This is a genomic window from Bacillus sp. bc15 (assembly GCF_900142585.1).
GTDB classification, from domain to species: domain Bacteria; phylum Bacillota; class Bacilli; order Bacillales; family Bacillaceae_G; genus Bacillus_A; species Bacillus_A cereus.
The window spans coordinates 867,412-890,416 of the sequence record NZ_FRBJ01000001.1; the positions used below are offsets into that span (position 1 = coordinate 867,412).

Sequence of the window (23,005 nt, forward strand, 5' to 3'; positions counted from 1 at the left end):
ATAACATTTAATTTTATGAGGAGCTTGTATAAAAAAAGCTAATTAGTAATAGTAGATAAATATAAAAGGGAGAGGTATTATGTATCGAATTCATAAAGACCATATCATTTACTCAATGTCACCAGAAAATAAGCCGTGTATGGAAGTAGAAATTGGGAGCAGTCTTGTATTTGAAACATATGATTGCTTTGAAAATCAAATCAATTCTGAAGATGTTGTGTTTCAAGAATTAGATTGGAACCGAATTAATCCAGCGACTGGACCTGTATATGTTAAAGGAGCAGAACCTGGCGATATATTAGTCGTAACGATTGAAAAAATTGAAATTGCAGAGCAGGGCGTTTTAACTACAGGTGCAAACCTTGGTGTAATGAGTGATGAGTTAAATGAAAATACAGTGAAAATTGTCCCAATACATAATGAATATGTTTTGTTTTCAAGTGAACTACAAATCCCGATTAATCCAATGATTGGGGTAATTGGTACTGCACCGAAAGAAGAGAGCATTTCATGTGGCACACCGCATGATCACGGCGGGAATATGGACTGTAAAGAAATTAAAGAAGGAACAATATTACTACTACCAGTTAATGTCCCAGGAGCACTATTAGCATTAGGTGATTTACACGCAGCAATGGGTGATGGTGAAATTGGTGTTAGTGGTGTAGAGGTTGCTGGTGAGGTAACGGTAACAGTTCAAATTATAAAAGGAAAACAATGGCCATTACCAATGGCTATTCAAAAAGAAAAAATGATGACGATTGCTTCAGAGAAATTGTTAGATGATGCAGCAAATCGTGCTGTACGTAATATGGTGACATTTTTACATGAAGAATTAGCAATGTCTAAAGCTGATGCAACGCTTTTATTATCGGCAGCAGGTAATTTAAAAGTTTGCCAAGTTGTGGATCCGCTGAAAACAGCGCGTATGGAACTAGGAATGGATTATGTGGAGAAACTAGGATTTATTTTTAGTAAATTTCATATTAAATAGATAAGGGACGAAAAAGGATACTTTTGTATAAAAGCATCCTTTTTTAATTTACGGATTTTGTGAAAAGAGGTAGTATTTATTCTATATAAGTATATTTGAGATTGCGGATTAAAAAGGAGTTCAATAATGGTCAAAATTATGATTGTAGAAGACGATATGAAAATTGCAGAACTATTATCGACACATGTTGCGAAATATGGTTATCAAGGAGTTATTGTATCGGACTTTCAAAATGTATTAAACATTTTTTTAGAAGAACAACCAGAGTTAGTTTTATTAGATATTAATTTACCGAGTTTTGATGGGTACTTTTGGTGTCGTCAAATTCGCGGAGTTTCAACATGTCCGATACTATTCATTTCGGCCCGTGAAGGCACGATGGATCAAGTTATGGCGTTAGAAAACGGTGGCGATGATTTTATTCCGAAGCCTTTTCATTATGAAGTTGTAGTGGCGAAAATTCGTAGTCATTTAAGACGTGCATATGGAGATTATGCACCGAAACTAGAAGAGCGAATGATTGAGCAACATGGCCTTTGTTTATATCCTGAAAGACTTGTATTGAAACTTAGAAATGACGAGATTGATATAACGAGAAACGAAGCTATTTTATTAGAGACATTAATGAAAAATTATCCGCGTGTTGTGAGTAGAGAAGTGTTACTTAATAAATTATGGGATAGTGAATCTTATGTTGATGATAATACATTAAGTGTAAATACAACACGTGTGCGTAAAAAGTTACAAATGTTGCATATAGAAGGTGCGATTGAAACAATTCGTAGTGTTGGATATAGATTTCATATTACTTGGGATAATGGTATAGAAAAATGATAAGGTTGTTTATACGTGATCATATACCACTTATTTGCTTTACCATAATTCAACTACTAGCTATATTTCTCGTATATTGGTTTGATGGGCATAATCATATTACAACGGCGTTATATGCAATGTTTCTAGGTGTTTTCTTTATGGGGAGTTATTTAATGTTTCGTTATTTTACACATCGTTCTTTTTATGAGCGCTTAGCAAACCCCATGCAATCTTTGGATGAATCTGTTCAAAAATCTGATTTTGCAGCTGTATCGGCTGCTCTTCAAGAATTACTTGAGGTGCAATATAGACATTATCAAAATCAGCTGCAAATGCAAGAGAGAAAAAATAATGACCATTTAACCTTTATGAATCAGTGGATCCATCAAATGAAAACACCTTTATCTGTAATAGAATTAATTACACAGGATGAAGTAGATTCACGTTTTGAAAGTATAAATGAGGAAACTGATCGATTAAAAAAGGGATTAGAAATGGCTCTGTATGTCGCACGTTTAGAAGCGTTTACACAAGACTTTTATGTAGAAAGGGTACAACTACATAAAATAGTGAATGATTCGGTACATGAACATAAACGATTCTTTATCCGGAATTTTGTATATCCAGAGCTTGAAATTGATAAGGATATTACTGTAGAAAGTGATGTGAAATGGTTACAATTTTTAATCGGACAAATACTATCGAATGCGATTAAGTATTCATCAGGTAGTAGAGAAAAGATTAAAGTGAAAGCTTGTAAGGAAGGTAATACAGTTGTGCTTGAAATTATCGATAATGGTGTAGGAATACCAAAGCAAGATTTACCAAGAGTCTTTAAACCTTTCTTTACAGGAGAAAATGGTAGAGATTTTAAAGAATCAACAGGGATGGGACTATATCTTGTATATGAAATTACGAAACAATTAGGACATAGTGTAGAAATCAATTCAGAGGTTAGTAAAGGTACAGTTGTACGAATTAAATTTTTTAATGTGTAGATAAGTGATCTAGGCTAAAAAACTTTGGAGATAGGTTTTTTAGCCTTATTTTATAGCAATTATATGAAATAGTAAAAGGTCATCTTAGTATGTATAATGACACGTTAATAAATACGGTTGTTAAATTAGAAGGATTTAATAATAAATTGATAAATAGATTTTGTAAGAAAAAAGCTATCCCTTTGAAAGAGGTAGCTTTATGTATCCATCCTTTGAATAAGTGTATTAACATGAATAAGTATAATGTTCAAATTCGTGATATTTTTTGTGGATTATAATAGAATTAGTCTTTTATTTTTTCATGATACAGTATTGTAATTAAACAAACAAACTTAATAATTTATATCCAATTAATCCTAAAATAGTAATAGGAACCATCATTAAGAAAGAAGAAATTCGATTAGCATTAGAGCGTTCTAATACAAGAATCAAGATAATCCCGACTATGACTTCGGTATATCCAACAGGTAACATGTGACTATAGTGTTCAAAATTTAAAAGAATGTGAAGTCCATCCGTTACAAAAACTCCACTTAAAAGTGCGCTTCCGAATTTATGAAGTGGATTTGTAGTATCTTTCCATAGAAAACCTGCAATTCCAAAGATAGTTCCTCCTATACATGCACATACAATCCATACAGATATAAAATAAATAGAGTGAGCTACATTTTTAATAACTATTGCATAACCATAGTAGCCTAATACCATACCGAGTAGTGCAAGGATACCAGAAAGTATAGCTGAACGCTTAGAATAACTAAAGCTAGCCACAAAAAAGGATGGAACTAACCAAACGCTTCCTAGATTAGCTAATGAATTCCAGTGTCCAGGAAGTATACTTTGCCCCAATTTAGTTAGTATACCAACAATAATCCCTACTATAATCGGGATGAGAAAAATCCTTAAAAACATATTTAACTTTGTGATTTTTAATGTCCTGTCCATAAATTCAATCCTTACATTATTATTTTCTGTAAAGATATAATAGCTTATCACAAGGGAATAATCAATAAAAATTTATCGAAAAACAATAAGTGGTTATTGGGTAACGAATAACATTTTGTTTTTATATAAAATTTATATAAGAGAGAGTGCTTAGAAGTTTACTACTGGGGAAATCTAAAGGACGTATTACAATCAATGTAATTTGTGCTTGTTCAATATGAAGCTAAGAAATGATAAATAAGCCTAAAAGAAAGCAATCTTTTTAACAGCACAAATAATTGCATTTACTCATACAGTACTAGTATGGTACAATATGGTTATTAATGACGGAAAGGAATGATGGGTGGACGATGATTAACTAATCTTATTTTTAAATGTTGAAATGAAATAAATTTCAATTTATAAAAATTAGGATTAGTCTGCCCAATTCCAAACAACGGTATTGCTATTTGATTTGCGTAATAGCTTATTTGGGTATAAATAATGTAACGACTAATCCTGCCAAAATTACTTTGGGAGGATTTTTTTGTTCTCCCTTAATGAAAGGGATCGGTAATATGAAAGAAATTTTAAAATTAAATGATGTTTACGTTGAAATAATGGAAAATACTTTGTTAGAAAAAATGAATGTAGCAGTGAAACAAGGGGATGTTATCGGATTAATTGGTAAAAATGGTGCTGGTAAATCAACGTTACTTCAATTAATAAATGGAAAGATTGAGCCTTCAAAAGGGATTGTTGAATGGCAGCAAATGAATATGACAACCGCATATGTTGAGCAAGAAATAGAATCTTTTATTAGTAATGATGTGATTTCGCAAGAAGCAGAACTTCTTGCGAAATGGGGCGTGCCAACGAACGATTTTCATACTTTAAGTGGTGGTGAAAAGCTGAAAATTCGATTAGCAAAAGGATTTGCCGAAAATCCTAATGTCTTAATATTAGACGAACCGACAAATCATTTAGATGAGATCAGTACGGGATTTCTCATTAAACAAATAAAAAAGATGAAAGGTACTGTTATTGTTGTATCGCATGACCGATATTTTTTAGATGTTGTCGCAACAAAAATATGGTCAATTGAGGACAAAAAATTAATTGAGCATAGTGGTAATTATACGAGCTACATGAAAGTGCGTGAGCAAAGAAGGAAGTCGCAGCAGCGTGAATATGAAAAGCAGCAAAAAAAGATAGAACAAGTAGAAACACATATAAAAGAATTGAGTTCATGGTCACAAAAGGCACACGCGCAGTCTACAAAACAAGAAGGTGTGAAAGAATTCTATCGTGTAAAAGCGAAGCGAATGGATGCACAAGTGAAGTCAAAACGAAAACGACTCGAAAAAGAGCTGGAGAAAACGAAAGTAGAACGTGTGAAAGAAGAATATTCAGTTGAGTTTTCTATTCAAGCGAACAAAAAAGTAGGAAAACGCTTTTTAGAAGTGAAGCAATTAAAAAAAGACTTTCATGGGAAAGCATTATTTGAAAACGTTAATTTTACAATTCAGCACGGTGAGAAAGTTGCGATTGTTGGACCAAACGGTAGTGGAAAAACAACATTACTGAAGATGATTATGGGAACGGAAACTGCTGAAGGAGAAATATGGATTTCACCATCTGCAAACATAGGCTATTTAACACAAGAAGTTTTTGATTTACCGCTTGATAGAACACCGGAAAATTTATTTTTTAAAGAGACGTTTGAAGAAAGAGGAAAAGTCCAAAATTTAATGAAACATTTAGGATTCCAAGCGTCTCAATGGAAAGAGCCGATTGAGCATATGAGTATGGGAGAAAGAGTAAAATGTAAGCTAATGGCTTATATTTTAGATGAAAAAGATGTACTCATTTTAGACGAACCGACGAATCACTTGGATCTACCTTCACGTGAACAACTTGAAAATACATTAGCTGAGTATAACGGAACATTAGTAATTGTATCTCACGATCGATATTTTCTGGAGAAAACAACTAACACAAAACTCGTGTTTTCAAACAATACGATACAAAAGCAGCTAGAAGAACCTACTAAAACAAGAGATGATATTGAAGAGCTACGTTTAAAGTTAGAAACAGAGAGACAAGAAGTATTAGGAAAATTAAGCTTTTTAACTTCTAACGACAAAGAATATAAAGAACTTGATGAACGATTTATAGAACTTACGAAGCAGATTAAGGCGCTATAACGTAAGTAAGGGGGATTAATATGGGAGAAGAGAGTTTGACTAAGTTATTTAGAATAGATTGTGGAGATATATACTTGCAAGAGTTTATGGTCAAAGATGCAGAGAGTATTTATAAAATAGCAAATCAACCGGAAATAGAAAAGTTTTTACCAGACTGGAAATCAACAAAAGAACAAAGGATGGATTGGATTGCAAATTATGAAATACCAGCAAACCAAGTATTTCTTGAGGCAGTGAAAACTACGAATAACATAGATAATCGTATGTTAAAGCTAGGAATATTTAAGAAAGCTACAAATGAATGCATTGGATGGTGCTGCACAGGCATGAAAGAAGAACTCCCTTCACCAAACAGAGAGATAATGTATGCTATCTCAAATGAACATCAAAATCATGGCTATGCTACAAAAGCGACTAAAGGTTTAATTGACTATTTGTTTAAAGAAACAAATTTAAATGTCCTCAACGCAATTGCTTTAATTAACAATGCACCATCAAATAAAGTTATTAAAAATGCGGGTTTACTTATTTGAGTGAACAGAAGATAGAAAATCAACTATATAATCATTATGTATTGAGTAAATCTGAATGGATAAAAAATATTTCTCTGTAAAAGGAATTAAAACGAAATCATAAAAAAGCTTAGAGCTAAAACTCTAAGCTTTTTTATATTCATTTTATCCCGCATTACCGGGCAGTAAAACCCCCACTGATTAAAGTTTCACTTTATACCTGCTGACATAAGAAAGGTACAATTGTAATGACTTCTTGAAGGAATTGCTTTTCAACAAAATAGGGAAATCAAGCTGTACATGGGATATCCAGTTGAAAATCATTTATGAAAAGGTGATTGGAATATTTTGTCGAATTTATGTATCAATGATAATACAAATTTCTTACTCAAATCATTCTACAAATCAATTACTTAAAAAATGGAAGGGAAAAGTGGGCGGTATAAAGAAGCATTTAGTCTTAGTCAACAAAAATTGCTGGTAAGTCTATTAAAGAGCTACATATAAAACTTACGGTTGAGTGCTAGTAGGTAGATTAAATCTATAAGCCAGGAATTAGTTTAAATGAGGGAGGGGAACACATATTATAATTTGGTTTCGTCACTTGCCACAAATAAGTATGGATTTTTCAGAATGGACTCCTTTTATACAGAATATTTGGTACCGAAAACATTATATGAAGTTTGTATATTTACTTCAGATAATCATTTTTATAATACCTTATTTTTTTGAAACAGGTTTCACTCATATTAATATATTTTATCTTATCATAATAGGTATGTTAGTCTTCATCATTCACGAATGTCTACACATTTTAGTAATAAGTAAAAAAGGGGATATTAGCTTAACATTTAGTAAAAGATTTTTTTGGTTAAATACAAATGCAGTCTTACCCAAAACGAGATTTTGGGTCTTTATGAGCTTGCCTATAATTGTATTATCAGTAGTTCCTGCCATGATATCGTTCTTTGTATCAGGAAATATTAAATCAATTTTATTATTTATATGTTGGATAAACGCATTCATTTCCGCCTCAGATATTTACAATTCGTTTTTGATTGCAATGAAACCGAAGCACTCATTTTTTTGCAGAGGTTATTATAAAGTGAAATAGTATTTAATGGGTAACTCAAATATGCTTCAACTACATACAATAGTTAAAATATAATATTTGAAAGTAAAAAGACCGATAAAAAAATCGGTCTTTTCTTATTAATAAAATAAAGATTAGAAAATAGCATTGTAATTCTAACCAATATGCAAATATTATAAGATAGATATGCTTTGTTTATAGATTTGAAAATAGGTTTGTTATCAGTTTTTTTAGAAATCTTACAAGCGTGTAAGATAAATGAAAGGTGAATCAATATGAGCTGTAAGACAATTCATTTACACTCTATAGTGAGCAGTGGAAATGAAGGGAGAATATAAATGGAAATTTTGCAGGCAAATAGTATTAGTAAAGTATATAAAGGGAAAGTACCTTATAAAGCATTAGTAGATATTGATTTATCAATTCAAGAAGGTGAATTTGTAGGAATTATGGGCCCGTCAGGTAGTGGGAAAACAACGTTATTAAATATGGTATCTACTATTGATTCACCATCATCGGGAGAAATATTTATTAATGGTACAAATCCTTTTCAATTATCATCAGAAGAATTAGCGTTATTCCGCAGAAAACAATTAGGATTTGTATTTCAATCATTTAATCTTCTTAGCACACTTACTGTAAAAGAAAACATCGTATTGCCGATGACTTTAGATGGTGTTTCCGTCCAAGAAATGAATAAACGAGTAGAAGAGATTGCAAAGAAGTTAAACATTACTGATATATTGAGTAAAAGAACGTTTGAAATATCAGGGGGACAAGCTCAAAGAACAGCAATCGCTCGTGCGATCGTTCATAAGCCGCAATTATTACTTGCAGATGAACCAACAGGGAACTTGGACTCTAAATCTTCAAATGATGTAATGGAGATGCTTGATACTCTAAATAAAGAAGAAAAAGCAACGATGATGTTAGTTACACATGATCCGTATGCAGCGAGCTTTTGCAGCCGAGTAATCTTTATTAAAGATGGTCAACTATATAACGAAATTTATTGTGGTGAAAGTAGGCAAACTTTTTATCAAAAGATTATGGATGTCCTTTCTTTGTTAGGAGGAAAAAGGCATGACTTTTCGTCAGTTCGCATTTAATAATATTTTTCGCAATAAGCGTACATATGCTGCCCATTTTTTAAGTAGTGCATTTTCTATTATGATTTTCTTTACGTATGCTCTTTTATTATTTCATCCTGATTTACAAGGTGAGTTGAAATCGACAAGTGCAACAATAAGTGCATTTGGTACATTGGGATTTTCAGTTTCGCAAGGATTGATTTTTGTATTTTCATTTTTCTTTATTTTATATTCAGTTAGTTCGTTTTTAAAGACGCGTAAGAAAGAATTTGGCATTTTAATGATGCAAGGTATGTCAATGAGACAGCTTAAGAAATTATTATTAATTGAAAATATGTTGATTGGACTGGGTTCAATTTGTATAGGGATTTTCATTGGACTCATATTTTCTAAACTAGTCTTATTGATAAGTGCAAGTGTATTAATGATTAATAATGGTTTACCTTTTTATATACCAGTCCGAGCTGTATTATTAACAGTTATTACATTTCTTTTCTTGTTTTTAATTGTTTCATTATTTACATTTAAAATGATAAAAGTAACGGAACTTGTGGAACTTATTCGAGCAGAGGAAAAGCCAAAACCTGAACCGAAATCTTCAGTTTTATTATCGATACTTTCTTTAATTAGTATAGGGTATGGATATTTTTCAGTATTTCGCTTTATACCAAGTACCAATTTTATTACGCTTGGAATAGGTGTGCTTCTAGTAATTATAGGAACGTACTTTTTATATACTCAGTGTAGCGTTTATATATTGCACCTTGCTAAAAGGAGAGAATCTTTCTTTTTAAAGAGAACAAATATATTAACATTTTCAGAATTAATTTACCGTATGAAAGATAATGCAACGATGTTTTTTATAGTATCTATTGTTTCAGCAGTTGCATTTACAGCAATTGGTACAACAGCCGCAATTGGAAATAGGGATTTGGTAAGGATGACAAATCCGTATACATTTTTGTATGGAAGTTTGGAAAATGACAAAGTATTGAATAAAAATCTTTCTATTATAAAAAAACACCTTTCTGATGCTAATATTCCGTATCGAATGGCTTCATCTTCATATATATACACAGAAAATAGCGTAAATGTAATGAAGTTAAGTGAATACAACGATCTTGCTAAAGCACTAGGCTATCAACAAGAAACCATTGAAAAAGAAGATGAAATTTTATTAATCCCTGGAGTTGTATCACAAAAACAAGAATTTAAAAATGGCGAGTATAAAAAGGATATAGAAGTCATTCAAGGTGATTGGACAAAGACATTTCATGTGAAAAAAGCTGTAGAAAATTTAGTTTTACCACATGATTCTAGAACTATTTATATCGCTGTTCAAGATCAAGTATATGATGGAATGCCTCTTACTAGTGACCCAGTTAATGAAGAAATTTCATATCGTACTTACGGATTTGTTGTAGATGATTGGATAAAAACGAAAGAGATTTCCAATCAATTAAAGAGTATATTTGATAAAGATCTTAGGGACAGAGATTTCTACTTTGAAGCTTTAACATTAAACTTGTTGGAAGCAAAGCAAAAGAATGGTTTATTACTTATGGTAAGTATTTTAGTCGGAATCGTCTTCTTTACATTCGCCGCTAGTTTTATTTATTTCCGATTATATACAGATTTAGATCGCGATCAACAGCAATATAAAATGATTTCGAAAATGGGATTAAGTAAAGGTGAGTTGAAAAAGGTTGTAACGAGGCAGTTATTATTAATGTTCTTTTTACCAATTGTCGTTGCAGTGATTCATACTGTAGTCGCTTATATGGCATTACAACAATTAGTCGACTTTTCTATCATAAATAGCTCTATCGCCATTTTAATTTCATTTATATGTATACAAGTTTTATACTTCTTTATCACTCGTTGGCGTTACCTACAAAAGCTTTATAAAACTATGGAACAGTAGAGAACATCAGCAAGTAACATTGCAGAAAAGCATGTAAAAAAACAATATGAGTTATGAAAGGAATTGTAATGAAAAAAACATTATCAATTTTCATATTATGTATATTAATTTTAATTAGTTTAAGTGCATGTGCTAAAAGTGAAGAATTATTTCCAGCTAACGGTGTATTAATCATTGGAGATGAGAATCATACTGGAGCAATTATGAATCGTTATAAGGAAAATACGAAAGAACATGAAATTTTCCCAGTGAAAACAGGGGAATTTGAAAAAGGAAAGGTATTAATATTAAATGAATCTACTGCACAAGCGATGATTAAAGCAAAGATTTTTCGTAAACGTGACCAAGGAGCCCTTTCCAAACTGGTAGATACGTTACCTAATTTTCCAAAAGAAAGCTCACTACTATATATAAATGAAGAAGAAAAGAATATTAAAAGTATTAAAATAGAAGGAAAAGAGATACCAGTTGCATATGATAGTGATGCTTGGCTTGGCAATAAACGTGACTATGGAGCACTATGGTATATCATTGTGGCGAAAAATAGTGTGTATAAAGAAATAAAAGCGAATGAAACGAATATGCAACTTCTACATTTAAAAAAGTCGTTAGGTGATGAAAAACCTAAAATGTCGACAGATAATACATTAATTAATGAAAAAGTAAAAGTAAGAAAGCTAATTGAAGGTTTTAAAGAGAAAGTATCAGTTCAGTTTGTAACGATCGGAGAAAAGTCTTAAAAAAGAGTTCGAGGTTGATAGAAAGTTTATCAGCTTCGAACTCTTTTTAGTTTATAGACAAATCAATTATTATGCTTTACATTACTTCATTTAATCGAGTCTCGTTTGTTTCCTCAATCGCATTTGAATTTTGAACTGAATTATTTTGGGCTTCTTTTTCTTTACGAGCCTTTTGTAGCATTTCAAGGATGATCCATAAAGGAACACCTTTATCCTTTAACATCTTCCATAAATCTAATTCATTAAATTTATGCTCAGGCTGTTTCATTTCTTTTTCAGATGAACGAATATCAAACTTGATAGGATCATTTACTTTCTTACTTTCAAGTTTAGTAGAAGAGATAGTATTATGCTCAAGAGTAGATGGAGTTATTTTAGTAGGTTGAGATAATGTATGAATATTTGATCCGATTTGCATGTTTTTTCCTCCTTTTTGAAGCAATGAGATTAGTTTTCTTATGGTTTTTAAATCTTTTTAACATGAGGAAACTATATCTAATTATAAATCTAAATAAATAGATTTACAAGTTATATTGTAAAAAGTAAATGTTCACTTGAATTAATATTTATCAACATTTGTATATGTTTTCTATATATACAACGTATATAAAATACTTTACATTATGTTTAAGTTGTTAAATTATTCTGTTAATTTTTCGAAAAGAAAAATGTAAACGTTTTATTAGGGGGAGAAAGTATGGGGAAGTTATTTTTAAAAATATGTTTTTTCGCATTAGTGACCGTATGTTCATTCGCAGCGAAAATATCATACGCTGAAGAAAGGCAACAAAATAATTATCCTATCATATTGGTGAATGGATTTGCTGGATGGGGTAGGGAAGAAATGCTGGGCGTAAAATATTGGGGTGGTGTTCATGATATACAGGAAGATTTGAAACGAAATGGTTATACGGTACATACCGCTGCTGTTGGACCTGTTTCTAGTAACTGGGATCGTGCATGTGAATTGTATGCACAAATTAACGGTGGGACAGTAGACTATGGTGCCGTACATGCTGAGAAACATGGACATAATCGTTTTGGCAGAACTTATAGTGGTTTTGCACCGAATTGGACTGAAACAAATAAAGTTCATTTAGTTGGACATAGCATGGGTGGACAAACGATTAGAACATTAGTACAGCTATTAAAAGAAGGCAGTTTTGAAGAAAAGAATTATGTGAAAAATCACCCAAACACCAAAATATCACCACTATTTGAAGGCGGAAAATCATATGTTCATAGTGTTACAACATTAGCAACCCCTCACAACGGTACAACACTTGCGGATGGGAGTCTTCTGCTACCGTTCGTTAAAGATTTACTCATTACAACTGCAAGCTTCGGAGGAAACAATAATTTATCGTTATATGATTTCAAATTGGATCAATGGGGTATAAAGAAGAATGCTGGAGAGTCCTTTTTCCAATATAGTAATCGTATTCTAAATAGTTCACTTTGGAAAAATACAAAAGATATAAGTCAATGGGATTTAAGTACAGATGGTGCAAAGGAGTTAAATAATTGGGTAAAGACACAACCGGATGTGTATTACTTATCCTATAGTGGACATGCATCACAAGCAGCACCTATAACAGGTTTACATTTACCTCATATAACGATGAATAAAGTGTTGATGGGGAATGCGTTTTTCTTAGGTTCTTATGCGAGATATGAAGAAAACCGTCCGTTAGTTGATACTTCTTGGTGGCAAAATGATGGTGTAGTAAATACAAATTCCATGATTGCACCATCTTCTAATGTTGCTGTAAATAATAATGAGTCATTACAGGTTGGAAAATGGAATCATATCGAAACGAAAGCGAATTGGGACCATCTCGACATGGTAGGGTTAAGTGTTTCAGACTCGTTAGGTTTTTCTAGCATTCAAGAGTTTTATAGAACAATTGCTGAAAAGCTATCACGTTTACCGAAATAGGTAATAATAAAGCGCTCTCGATGGAATTCGAGAGCGCTTTATATTATATTGAAAGAGGGATTTGGTAGAAAAATATGGGGGGATATTATGAAAATTCAAGTTGTATTATCAGGATACGGAACAGTAGGCAGAGAGTTTATAAAATTATTAAATGAAAAATATTCATATATATATGAAACATATGGGATTCAATTAGTTGTAAGTGGCGTATTAGGGAGAAATATTGCAATACATAATGAAGAAGGCTTATCTCTTCATCATTTATTGATGTATGGTGGCGGTACCGCTGCAATTGAAAAATATTTAGAGTATCATCCGAAGGAACGTGCAATAACTAGCATAAGTGGTACTGTATTGGTAGAATCAACGGTTACAAATCTTAAAGATGGAAATCCAGGGAAACAATATATGAAACAAGCGATTGAGAAACAGATGGATATAGTAGCAATTTCTAAAGGTGCGCTCGTTACAAACTGGAGAGAAATAAATGAAGCAGCAAGAGGCGCAAATGTACGAATTCGATATAGCGGTGCAACAGCCGCTGCACTACCGACACTAGATATTGGACAATTTAGTTTAGCCGGTTGCAGTATTGATAAAATAGAAGGAATATTAAATGGAACAACTAATTATATTCTTACGAAAATGTATGAGGAAGATATGACATTTGAAGAAGCGCTGAAAGAAGCACAAAATAAAGGGATTGCTGAGACAAACCCTATATTAGATATAAGTGGTTCAGATAGTGCGTGTAAATTGTTACTTTTGACTAACAGCTTAATGGAAACAGAGAAAACACTTACTGATATACATATAAAAGGAATCGAGCACGTTACAAAACAGCAAATACAAAATGCTAAGAAACAACATAAAATTATTAAATTAATAGCATCAATATATAAGGATGAGGGTGGCAATGTGAATTTAAATGTTGAACCGTGCGAAATAGAAAAAGATCATCCGTTAGCAAAAGTAAATGGGACCGAAAAAGGAATTACGTTCTTTACAGATACGATGGGGCAAGTTACTACAATTGGCGGGGCTTCTAATCCACGAGGCGCAGCAGCTGCAGCTTTAAAAGATGTAATTAACTTATATCGAAAAGATTTGTAAGACCGTACCGCCCTTTATAAAAAATACATATGTCGTGGACCTTTTGAGAATGAAATAAATATGCAAAAATGATTGCAGGGGGTAAGGAATTGTTTAAGGATTTTAAAGTTGTTAAAGATCGTCCCGTTTATATTCAATTAAAAGACTATTTGAAAAAGATGATTATGAAAGGGCATTTGCTCGGGGATCAAAAAATCCCATCAACAAGGGAACTAAGTGAATTACTAAGTGTGAGTAGAAACACTGTACTCGCTGCTTATGCAGATTTAGAGCAAGAAGGACTCATTTATGCAGTTAAAGGAAAAGGGAACTTTGTTGCGAAGGTGGATATATCTAACACTTCGTCTGTTGAAATAGATTGGAAAAATAAACTTAATACAGTGACCGCATTAGCGGACGAATTAGATTTAATGAAACATGGTGTTCGTTGGGAAAAGGGAATGATTGTTTTTAATAGTATAGCCCCGGATGAGAAGCTATTTGATGTTGAAAATTTCAAAAGAGCTTTTCTTACTCGTATGTCCATTGAAGGGGACATCGTATTGAACTACGGATATGCAAAGGGATATAAACCGTTAATGAATTATTTACTTCATTACATGGAAATGAAAGGTGTAGACATTTCGAATAAAGATATTCTAATTACAAATGGATTTACAGAAGGATTGGATATTGTACTCTCTTCTTTATCAAAAAAATCCGGTCGTGTCATTTGTGAGAATCCAACTCACCATGCTGCACTTAAGCTTTTCCGTTTACATGGACTTGAAGTTCATGGGATTGATATGCATGAGGATGGTATTGATACGAATGAAGTTGAAAAAAGTTTGCGTGAAAAAGATTTTGATTTTGCTTATTTAATTCCTTCTTATCATAATCCAACCGGTATTGTTACGAGTTCAGAGAAAAGAACGGAATTGATGAGGTTATTCTCAAAATACAAGGTTCCTATTATAGAGGACGGATTTAATGAAGAATTACGTTATTCAGGTTCACATTTAGCTCCATTATTAACTTTTGCGGGAGCTGGCAATAATGTGATTTATATTAGTAGCTTTTCAAAGGTGCTTTTCCCTGGTTTACGTGTAGGCTGGATTATTGCAGATAAAGAGCTGATTCATTATTTAGAAAGCGTAAAAAGAGCAAGAACGATTCACACATCTACGCTAGATCAAGCTGTTCTGTTTCAATATTTACATGAGGGATATTTTGAAAAATATTTAAAAAAGGCAAGATCTGTTTATAAGAAAAAATATGAGTTAGCTGTCGGGGCATGTAACCAGTACATTCCTTTTAAAAGAATGACTGGAGATGGTGGACTTCATTTATTTATAGAGCTAGAAGAGCATATGAATGCCCGCACACTTTTACAAAAGTGTTATGAGAAAGGCGTTACGTTTTCACCTGGAGATGTTTTTTACTCTGATGGAGAAGGAGCAAACACTTTCCGATTAGGGTTTTCGCGCTTGAAAGAAGAAGAAATAGTTCGGGGAATTAAAATAATTGGTGATACATTAAAAAATGAAATTTGGAGTTGAGAAAATGAAAATCGGTGTTATTATGGGCGGGGTATCGTCTGAAAAACAAGTTTCAATTATGACGGGGAATGAAATGATTGCTCATTTAGATAAAAATAAGTATGAAATAGTTCCAATTACATTAAACGAAAAAATGGATTTAATTGAAAAAGCGAAAGACATTGACTTTGCATTGCTCGCATTACACGGAAAATACGGAGAAGATGGGACAGTTCAAGGAACACTGGAGAGTTTAGGGATTCCTTATAGCGGAAGTAATATGTTATCTAGCAGTATATGTATGGATAAAAATATTTCGAAAAAGATTTTACGTTATGAAGGTGTAGAAACACCAGATTGGATTGAACTTACAAAAATGGAGGATCTAAATCTTGATGAGTTAGATAAGTTAGGATTTCCATTAGTGGTAAAACCAAACTCTGGCGGATCGAGTGTCGGGGTGAAAATCGTTTACAATAAAAATGAATTGATCTCAATGCTAGAAACTGTATTCGAATGGGATTCTGAAGTAGTAATTGAGAAGTATATAAAAGGTGATGAAATTACATGTTCTATTCTGGATGGAAAACAGTTACCTATAGTTTCAATTCGACATGCAGCCGAGTTCTTTGATTACAATGCAAAATATGATGATACTAGTACAGTTGAGGAAGTTATCGAACTTCCAGCAGAAATTAATGAACGTGTAAATAAAGCTTCACTGACTTGTTATAAAGCATTAAAATGTAGTGTTTATGCAAGAGTTGATATGATGGTGAAGGACGGAATTCCATATGTAATGGAAATTAATACATTACCAGGGATGACACAATCAAGCCTATTGCCCAAAAGTGCAGAAGCAGCGGGAATTAGTTATAGCAAACTATTAGATATAATTATTGAAACATCATTAAAAGTTAGAAATGAAGAAGGGTTTTAAGGAGATTATATAACTAATTCTTTTGACAGTTTCACGAAGTATGCTATGATGAATACATTATAAAAACAAAATATTTATCCACTAGGGGAGCCTTTTATAGGCTGAGATCAAATGTGATTTTGAGACTCTTAGTACCTGATCTGGTTAATGCCAGCGTAGGGAAGTGGGAAAGACGTTGCTATTTAATGAGTAAATAAATACTGTCAATTTCACTTTCTTTACGCCTGTAAAGAAAGTTTTTTTATTTTACAGCTTTAATAATTGTGGATAAATACTTATATTTTATACATTATTGGAGGGATTTAAATGACTTTTTCACAATCATTACGTAAAGAAGTAGATTCAATTTGGGAAGCGAGTTTTAACCATCCTTTTGTAAAAAAACTTGGTGAAGGAACATTAGATTTAGCTAGTTTTCGCTATTATGTGCTTCAAGATTCATATTATTTGAGTCATTTTGCTAGAGTACAAACTTTAGGAGCTGCAAAAGCTCTTGAATTAGAGACGACAGCTCGTATGGCACATCATGCTCAAAATACATATGAGGCCGAGTTATCTTTACATGAGAATTTTGCTAAAAAGCTAGGGATAACAAAAGAAGAAAAAGATAATTTTATTCCTGCGCCAACTGCATATGCGTATACTTCACATATGTATCGTGCTGCGTATGAAGGGCATTTAGGAGATATCATTGCAGTAATTTTACCTTGCTATTGGTTGTATTATGAAATTGGCGAACGCTTAAAAGAGTGCCAGCCGGAAGAGCCAATTTATAACGAATGGATTTCTGCTTATGGATCTGATTGGTTCCGTACGCTAGTTGAAGAACAAATTACACGTTTAGATACTATCGCTGAAAAAGTAACAGAGGCAGACCGCAAACGTATGAAACAGCATTTTATTATTAGCAGTCAATATGAATATTCATTTTGGGAAATGGCTTATACATTAGAAAAGTGGGCAGTGGATACAGACGTAAAAGACGTAATTGGATAAAGAATAGAAGTAATGTTATAGATAGGTACGGATCATACCTATCTATATATTTTTTCTTGTCAAATTTGCGTAAAGTCATTAGTGCTACGGATATGGCGAAATAGAATATCGATAATTTAGCTCATTTACTTGTCTACGCATTAACTGGATAAACTTCTGTCACATTTATTTTACAATCAAAGAACGTTAATGTTGGTGGTATGAAGTTAAATAAGAAAAGAAACCTGAGCTGTTAGCTGTAACGGAGTTGTTTTTTCTTTGCAGGAATTTCTAAATTATCATGGAGTGTGGTTAATACGATATGCAAATATGCATATCGTATTTTTTTGAGTTCTTTATGTGTTAAAATTAGATATAAAGATATGGAAATATAAAGAAGCAAAAGCAGGAATATCCAATGAATTTTGAGAGGTGTTATATGTTTACAAATAAGAAATTAATTCGATTTGGTTTATCGTTGTTTGTATTTTTAGGGATAATTAATTTCACAATCAGCTATTTCCAAACATATCTTGAAACAGCAGCAGATATTAAATGGGTAATTCCAGAAATTTGGAAAACTATTTTACTAGATGTTCCTCAAGGTATACTTGTTCTTTTAGGCGCAATTGCTTTATATGATTTCACAAAAGAGGCATCACAAAAAGACGCATCAATCTAAGTGTGTCTTTTTTCTATTAGGAATTTCATAGAGAGTTTTGCTGGAGAAATAGAATGAAAAGCCCTAATAAGGGCTTTTTTCTTTGTAGGAATTTCTTATCTGTCATAGAAACCGGTTACTTGGAGGTGTTATAGTGAAAGGCATTTACAGTACAGAAAAATCTAAGCGGCAGACGGAAATATATAGGATATGACAACATAATTATTGAGAAATTAATTGAATTTAGTAGGTATGAAGATATGACGCTAGAATTCATATTTTTTAATTTTTATTTATCCCGCATTAACGGGCTGTTCGTAAAAGCCTGATTGGTGAGGACTAATAATCAGCGGGGGATGAACTCCCCCCCACTGATTAAAGTTTCACTTTATAAAAATGAGCCCATAGCAAAAATAGGTATATGAACAAGGTGCATCATTTAGTGATAAGTCATACTTTGTTGGTGTACGTATTGAACTTAGTTTATAGCACTATTTTTACTTAGATGTAACGAACAGAAATATAGGGAAGCATCAATGAGGTTGTATTTTATAAACGGAGGTTATGAAAATGAATCAGTTTCAACAAGAACTACAAGCGTTAAGTCTTAATGATTACCGGTCTGGAAATATTGTCTATTGGGACCAGCAAAACCAATATCCATATTACTATATTGAAGATGCTGCTCGTCGCTGTGGCGGTTGTGGTCGTTGTGGTGGTTGTGGTGGAGGTCGTTGTGGCGGATTCCGTTGTGGTGGATTCCGTTGTATTGGTTGCTTCGGTTGTTTTGGTTGCGGAGGTTGTGGTGGTTGCTCTAACTGTTTTGATGGTTTTAGTGGTACTACTGATACTATTATAACGTATGAATATTGATTGCATTTATCCTGCTATTTGCAGGGCAGTAAGACCCTAAAAAAATTCAGCGGGAGCAAAGAGAAGTTAGATGGCGGACTACCCATAAAAGCCCAATTGGTGAGGGCTAATTAAAGTTTCACCTTATCAATTAAAAAACATTAGTTTTATATATGTACGTGCCGACAAAGAATATAGCCATTATTAATGGATATATTCAATCATTCAAGTGAAAGAGTAACAATAAGATATATAGGTGTAATCAAGAGGTGATGGATAAAGCAATGACTAGATTTAAAATCTAATCATTGCTTTTTTCTTATGGTTTTATCATCAAATATCTGTCTGGTTTAGGGATTGATTTCTTCTAGCTAATGAATTTATTACAACTTTGTAAGGTTAATGTAATGTTAATCGATAGTAAATGAAGATGCTTGAGTGTAATTTAAATAAGATTAAAAAGTACTGTTTATCTATAAAATAATCGGGTAAATAATATGTAATTAGGAAGTGTATGAATATGATTGAACTAAAATCTATTATCCATTCGTATAAACTAAAGAGAAAAATAGCTAAAGATTTATACGGAAAAAGAGATGAATTGACACTGTTATTAAATGAATTTAATAAAATGAAATGTACAGTAACATCTGAAAAGAAGAAAAACAATATATTATCTCGTTTGCAACTAATTTATCAAAATATGAAATTAGATAAGCAGTATCCTCTATCAGTTGCTTTTGATAGTAAATTATTGGAGCGATTAGAAAAAGAACCTCTACATACTATTGGGGATGGTGTAACATGTTTACATCTAATGTTAGATGTGAATTATGAGAAAATAAAACAATATGGTTCGAGTACAAGTAGGTCATTTGTTCCATTATCGCAGTCTTCTATTTGTCTTGCTGATTGTATTTGTTTAACAGGAGTTGTAGTAGGTTTACTAGGAGCAATTTCATTTGGGGGATTACTGTTATCTATATGTTCAATTACATAAAGGTTGATATTTGTAAAAAGGGCACCGAATTAATGTGTTCTTTTTTGGTTTTTTTGTAAAGATATTGTAAATGATAAGTACAATGCATTAAGTGTAATGTATAATTCGAATGTATCGAAATTCAAATATAATAGAGGTGTTATACATGATAATTACTTTGAATTTTTAAAAGAGTCGGTTTGATAATAATTTATGTAGATAAACAGTTTTTACGTTTCTTTTAAATACTTGGTTTAAATGGATGAGATTAAGTAACTATTGTTCTAGCTTTTTGATAATCAAGACAACTGAAGAAAGGAAGGAATCATTTTATGAAAAAATTAAGGCTGCTAACATTTGAAAATATAGTAGAACCCCTTTTAAATGAAAAGGTATCATTTATATACTTTCCTATTGAATGGCTGGACATCGTAGAGATACATTATAAGACATTTTTATTAACGAGTAAGTTGAAACGTTTGAATGAAAGATTGTATGATATGTTTTCGGATATATTGTTTATTCAGCATAACCCGTACGTATTAAATGAAAATACACCATGGATTGTATCGAAAGAACCTATTAGACAAGAGCAGCTCGATTATATTTTTCAAAGTTGGTATGAGATTATTCATGATTGGAAACCAAATAGATTAGTAGAACCACCAAAATATGAATGGCAATCCGATTTGATTTCTAATTTGCCAGTACTACATGATAATGAAACGTATTCTAAGTGGGTGCCCGCTTTAATCTCACATATTTTTTGTGAGCGTCCTATATATTTAGAAAATACAAATGAAGAAGAAATCTATTTTTCCCCTCTTAGATCACAAAATATTTGTGAGGCGATGTCAGGGCCGATAAAAGATGAAAAAACACAAGATTTTTTCTCCTATGTATATCGATTTGAATGCATAACCCGCGGTGGTGAGAACGCTCCATTATTAAATATTTCAATAGGGATTCGGAGATTTTATCAAGAATATAAGATGATAGGTCAAACAAACCTTGATATGACAACATTTGTTTGACTTTTTTTGATAAAATGCAAACATTTTGCAAACATAGGTTATCCAAAGATACTTTTACCGAAGTTTTTAACTGCTTCTTCCTGCATATTCGGTAAAACATGAGAATAGACACTTAATGTCATTGAAATATCTGTATGACCTAATCGCTCACTGATGATTTTAGGGTTAACTCCTTGTTTCAATAGTAGAGTTGCGTGTGTATGTCTTAAATCATGGAATTTAATTTCTTTTATACCTACTTTGTTTGTCATCCTAATGAAACTTTTTCTGAAATGTGCTCTTTTTATTATTCTTCCAAACTCATTACAATTTATTAAATCTTGATCTAGATAAGCAGAACCAAACCTTAATTTCTCTTTATTGATTAAAATTTTATGTTTTTTTAAGGCTGCTATTGTTTCATTAGGTACAGGAATTGTACGTTTTGATGAATTTGTTTTTGCAGTTTTTTTGATTTTATTGTCATGACCAGATGTTTGATTTATTGTAACAGTATGTTTCTCAAAATCAATGTCTTGCCATCGTAAACCTAGAACTTCTCCTAGACGCATACCTGTAGTTATTGCAAGTAGATACCCAATGTGATATCGTGATTCTTGTGAATGAGCTAAAAACTTTTTTACTTCTTCCTCTGTCCAAGTCTGGATTGGGGTTTTTTCTTTTTTAGGTATCTCAGCAAAATCTGCTGGATTTCGAGAAATAATATTTTGTTTTACAGCTAGGTTTAAAGCACTCTTTAAAATTCTATGCATAAGCAGAATAGAATTGTTTGTAATCCCTTTGTCTATCGCAGTTTTATAGCATTTTTGAATGTGCATAACATTTAATTTATGGAGTGCGACCATTCCTATACTAGGTATAACATGTTGGTTGATAAATGCCCTATAGCCAGCAAAGGTACTCTTTTGTATACTCATACTTTTAATTTCTAGCCAATGATTTAGGTAATCTTTTAGCGTAACTTTAGATGGCTCTATAAAAGTTCCTTCATTCAACTCTGTAATTTTCTTTGCTACATCGGCCTGTGCTTCTTTTTTTGTCTTATATCCAGAAAACCACTTCTGTCTTCTTTTTCCTGTCTCTGGATCAGGACCGATATCAATAACGATACAGTATTTATTTCCTCTTTTTCGAATATGTCCTTTCACTTAAAACACTCCTTCATTTGTTTTGAATCATGTTGTATAAGTCTGGTTGTAATTTTGCTGCTATGAAAATTACATAGTTGGACATATCAGCGATGGATATATTTTACCATATATGAACAGAATTGATTATTTAATATATTGGTTGTTTTTTACAAAAGTTAATTTTATAAAAGAATTTTGTATATTTAAGGGAATATTTTTATTTAAAATATTTTATTTGGAATAGTACATCTTGTATATATCATATTTTGTACAATTAATATTTTCTTAATTGAGAAATGATTTTTATTTGGAGTGAGATATATGGAGAGGAAAAAGAAATGGGAAGGATTAAACTCTAAAAATCTATCTGCTAGTTCACTGGATTCGAGTTTAATAGGACCGACATTGCCACCGATTTCCTCATTTACTCTACCAACGGGAGCAAGTGGAGCAACAGGTCCGACAGGCCCAACGGGAGTAACGGGAATAACAGGCCCAATAGGTCCAACGGGAGTAACCGGGATAACAGGCCCAACAGGTCCAACGGGGGTAACTGGAATAACAGG

21 protein-coding genes, 2 pseudogenes and 1 riboswitch are annotated in these 23,005 nt (G+C 32.3%); of the genes and pseudogenes, 20 read left to right on the top strand and 3 right to left on the bottom strand.

From position 1 onward, the window contains the following. Window positions 1-79 precede the first annotated feature (79 nt). The 3 genes from BUA87_RS04260 (at window position 80) to BUA87_RS04270 (ending at window position 2,808) form a co-directional block, all read left to right on the top strand. Entirely contained in the window at window positions 80-994 is a 915-nt protein-coding gene (locus tag BUA87_RS04260) for an acetamidase/formamidase family protein (protein ID WP_000285672.1), read from the top strand. Between the two features lie 126 nt (window positions 995-1,120). After that, window positions 1,121-1,828, top strand: a complete 708-nt coding sequence (locus BUA87_RS04265) for a response regulator transcription factor (protein WP_000238993.1) — start codon at window positions 1,121-1,123, stop codon at window positions 1,826-1,828. Further along, a complete protein-coding gene (locus tag BUA87_RS04270) occupies window positions 1,825-2,808 on the top strand; it encodes a sensor histidine kinase (RefSeq protein WP_002094028.1) in 984 nt (327 codons plus the stop codon). The genes BUA87_RS04265 and BUA87_RS04270 overlap by 4 nt, the downstream gene beginning before the upstream one ends. A gap of 318 nt (window positions 2,809-3,126) precedes the next feature. On the opposite strand, the gene BUA87_RS04280 is transcribed toward BUA87_RS04270, so the two are convergent. Then, window positions 3,127-3,753: a DUF6518 family protein gene (locus BUA87_RS04280; protein ID WP_000376270.1), complete on the bottom strand. Its 627-nt coding sequence runs from the start codon at window positions 3,751-3,753 to the stop codon at window positions 3,127-3,129. Between the two features lie 557 nt (window positions 3,754-4,310). Between BUA87_RS04280 and abc-f the strand changes: the two genes are divergently transcribed. The 6 genes and pseudogenes from abc-f to BUA87_RS04310 all read left to right on the top strand — a co-directional run bounded on the left by abc-f (window position 4,311) and on the right by BUA87_RS04310 (window position 11,299). Beyond that, complete coding sequence (gene abc-f, locus BUA87_RS04285; RefSeq protein ID WP_002152855.1) at window positions 4,311-5,939, top strand: ribosomal protection-like ABC-F family protein; 1,629 nt, start codon at window positions 4,311-4,313, stop codon at window positions 5,937-5,939. A 20-nt stretch (window positions 5,940-5,959) separates the two neighbouring features. Further along, window positions 5,960-6,552, top strand: a pseudogene (locus tag BUA87_RS04290) (GNAT family N-acetyltransferase). Window positions 6,553-7,070: 518 nt separating this feature from the next. Continuing rightward, window positions 7,071-7,565 (top strand): DUF3267 domain-containing protein, encoded by a 495-nt coding sequence (locus BUA87_RS04295; protein ID WP_072939482.1) that lies wholly within the window; start codon window positions 7,071-7,073, stop codon window positions 7,563-7,565. A 317-nt stretch (window positions 7,566-7,882) separates the two neighbouring features. Continuing rightward, window positions 7,883-8,653, top strand: a complete 771-nt coding sequence (locus BUA87_RS04300; RefSeq protein WP_000404441.1) for an ABC transporter ATP-binding protein — start codon at window positions 7,883-7,885, stop codon at window positions 8,651-8,653. Then, a complete protein-coding gene (locus BUA87_RS04305; RefSeq protein ID WP_000144151.1) occupies window positions 8,628-10,559 on the top strand; it encodes an ABC transporter permease in 1,932 nt (643 codons plus the stop codon). The genes BUA87_RS04300 and BUA87_RS04305 overlap by 26 nt, the downstream gene beginning before the upstream one ends. A gap of 68 nt (window positions 10,560-10,627) precedes the next feature. Further along, window positions 10,628-11,299, top strand: coding sequence for a lipoprotein BA_5634 family protein (locus BUA87_RS04310; RefSeq protein WP_002094033.1), 672 nt, complete (start codon window positions 10,628-10,630; stop codon window positions 11,297-11,299). Window positions 11,300-11,375: 76 nt separating this feature from the next. Here the strand turns inward: BUA87_RS04310 and BUA87_RS04315 are convergent, their stop codons facing one another. Continuing rightward, window positions 11,376-11,717, bottom strand: coding sequence for a DUF3914 domain-containing protein (locus BUA87_RS04315; RefSeq protein ID WP_001165517.1), 342 nt, complete (start codon window positions 11,715-11,717; stop codon window positions 11,376-11,378). Window positions 11,718-11,996: 279 nt separating this feature from the next. Between BUA87_RS04315 and BUA87_RS04320 the strand changes: the two genes are divergently transcribed. From BUA87_RS04320 to BUA87_RS04360, 10 genes and pseudogenes are all read left to right on the top strand, one after another. After that, a complete protein-coding gene (locus BUA87_RS04320) occupies window positions 11,997-13,238 on the top strand; it encodes an esterase/lipase family protein (RefSeq protein WP_000517062.1) in 1,242 nt (413 codons plus the stop codon). An 87-nt stretch (window positions 13,239-13,325) separates the two neighbouring features. After that, window positions 13,326-14,351 (top strand): homoserine dehydrogenase, encoded by a 1,026-nt coding sequence (locus BUA87_RS04325; RefSeq protein WP_000701769.1) that lies wholly within the window; start codon window positions 13,326-13,328, stop codon window positions 14,349-14,351. 89 nt (window positions 14,352-14,440) lie between these two features. Beyond that, the gene (locus BUA87_RS04330) at window positions 14,441-15,889 is read left to right on the top strand and encodes a MocR-like pyridoxine biosynthesis transcription factor PdxR (protein WP_000471607.1); all 1,449 of its coding nucleotides are present in this window, start codon (window positions 14,441-14,443) and stop codon (window positions 15,887-15,889) included. A 4-nt stretch (window positions 15,890-15,893) separates the two neighbouring features. Beyond that, window positions 15,894-16,808: a D-alanine--D-alanine ligase gene (locus BUA87_RS04335; protein WP_002094034.1), complete on the top strand. Its 915-nt coding sequence runs from the start codon at window positions 15,894-15,896 to the stop codon at window positions 16,806-16,808. A gap of 73 nt (window positions 16,809-16,881) precedes the next feature. Beyond that, window positions 16,882-16,987, top strand: a riboswitch (TPP riboswitch). 127 nt (window positions 16,988-17,114) lie between these two features. Beyond that, entirely contained in the window at window positions 17,115-17,804 is a 690-nt protein-coding gene (tenA, locus tag BUA87_RS04340; protein ID WP_000144516.1) for a thiaminase II, read from the top strand. Between the two features lie 397 nt (window positions 17,805-18,201). Continuing rightward, window positions 18,202-18,465 (top strand): DUF3937 domain-containing protein, encoded by a 264-nt coding sequence (locus BUA87_RS04345; protein WP_002082716.1) that lies wholly within the window; start codon window positions 18,202-18,204, stop codon window positions 18,463-18,465. Between the two features lie 549 nt (window positions 18,466-19,014). Continuing rightward, window positions 19,015-19,317 (top strand): heterocycloanthracin/sonorensin family bacteriocin, encoded by a 303-nt coding sequence (locus tag BUA87_RS04350; RefSeq protein WP_072938516.1) that lies wholly within the window; start codon window positions 19,015-19,017, stop codon window positions 19,315-19,317. A gap of 149 nt (window positions 19,318-19,466) precedes the next feature. Then, window positions 19,467-19,601, top strand: a pseudogene (locus BUA87_RS30815) (site-specific integrase); the annotation flags it as partial. A gap of 209 nt (window positions 19,602-19,810) precedes the next feature. After that, window positions 19,811-20,296 carry a homoserine dehydrogenase gene (locus BUA87_RS04355; protein ID WP_071714876.1) on the top strand — a complete coding sequence of 162 codons (486 nt, stop codon included), beginning with the start codon at window positions 19,811-19,813 and terminating at the stop codon, window positions 20,294-20,296. Between the two features lie 311 nt (window positions 20,297-20,607). Next, entirely contained in the window at window positions 20,608-21,309 is a 702-nt protein-coding gene (locus tag BUA87_RS04360; RefSeq protein ID WP_000736205.1) for a pPIWI_RE module domain-containing protein, read from the top strand. Between the two features lie 38 nt (window positions 21,310-21,347). Here the strand turns inward: BUA87_RS04360 and BUA87_RS04365 are convergent, their stop codons facing one another. Further along, window positions 21,348-22,457 carry a site-specific integrase gene (locus tag BUA87_RS04365; protein ID WP_000675860.1) on the bottom strand — a complete coding sequence of 370 codons (1,110 nt, stop codon included), beginning with the start codon at window positions 22,455-22,457 and terminating at the stop codon, window positions 21,348-21,350. Between the two features lie 303 nt (window positions 22,458-22,760). Between BUA87_RS04365 and BUA87_RS31635 the strand changes: the two genes are divergently transcribed. Next, on the top strand, window positions 22,761-23,005 hold a 245-nt coding region (locus tag BUA87_RS31635; protein WP_141552418.1), incomplete at its 3' end, for an exosporium leader peptide-containing protein.

Bases quoted from the DNA above. Each gene is read 5' to 3' on its own strand.
- BUA87_RS04260 (WP_000285672.1), top strand. From the start codon at position 80: ATGTATCGAATTCATAAAGACCATATCATTTACTCAATGTCACCAGAA.
- BUA87_RS04265 (WP_000238993.1), top strand. From the start codon at position 1,121: ATGGTCAAAATTATGATTGTAGAAGACGATATGAAAATTGCAGAACTA.
- BUA87_RS04270 (WP_002094028.1), top strand. From the start codon at position 1,825: ATGATAAGGTTGTTTATACGTGATCATATACCACTTATTTGCTTTACC.
- BUA87_RS04280 (WP_000376270.1), bottom strand. From the start codon at position 3,753: ATGGACAGGACATTAAAAATCACAAAGTTAAATATGTTTTTAAGGATT.
- abc-f (WP_002152855.1), top strand. From the start codon at position 4,311: ATGAAAGAAATTTTAAAATTAAATGATGTTTACGTTGAAATAATGGAA.
- BUA87_RS04295 (WP_072939482.1), top strand. From the start codon at position 7,071: ATGGATTTTTCAGAATGGACTCCTTTTATACAGAATATTTGGTACCGA.
- BUA87_RS04300 (WP_000404441.1), top strand. From the start codon at position 7,883: ATGGAAATTTTGCAGGCAAATAGTATTAGTAAAGTATATAAAGGGAAA.
- BUA87_RS04305 (WP_000144151.1), top strand. From the start codon at position 8,628: ATGACTTTTCGTCAGTTCGCATTTAATAATATTTTTCGCAATAAGCGT.
- BUA87_RS04310 (WP_002094033.1), top strand. From the start codon at position 10,628: ATGAAAAAAACATTATCAATTTTCATATTATGTATATTAATTTTAATT.
- BUA87_RS04315 (WP_001165517.1), bottom strand. From the start codon at position 11,717: ATGCAAATCGGATCAAATATTCATACATTATCTCAACCTACTAAAATA.
- BUA87_RS04320 (WP_000517062.1), top strand. From the start codon at position 11,997: ATGGGGAAGTTATTTTTAAAAATATGTTTTTTCGCATTAGTGACCGTA.
- BUA87_RS04325 (WP_000701769.1), top strand. From the start codon at position 13,326: ATGAAAATTCAAGTTGTATTATCAGGATACGGAACAGTAGGCAGAGAG.
- BUA87_RS04335 (WP_002094034.1), top strand. From the start codon at position 15,894: ATGAAAATCGGTGTTATTATGGGCGGGGTATCGTCTGAAAAACAAGTT.
- tenA (WP_000144516.1), top strand. From the start codon at position 17,115: ATGACTTTTTCACAATCATTACGTAAAGAAGTAGATTCAATTTGGGAA.
- BUA87_RS04345 (WP_002082716.1), top strand. From the start codon at position 18,202: ATGAATTTTGAGAGGTGTTATATGTTTACAAATAAGAAATTAATTCGA.
- BUA87_RS04350 (WP_072938516.1), top strand. From the start codon at position 19,015: ATGAATCAGTTTCAACAAGAACTACAAGCGTTAAGTCTTAATGATTAC.
- BUA87_RS04355 (WP_071714876.1), top strand. From the start codon at position 19,811: ATGAATATGATTGAACTAAAATCTATTATCCATTCGTATAAACTAAAG.
- BUA87_RS04360 (WP_000736205.1), top strand. From the start codon at position 20,608: ATGAAAAAATTAAGGCTGCTAACATTTGAAAATATAGTAGAACCCCTT.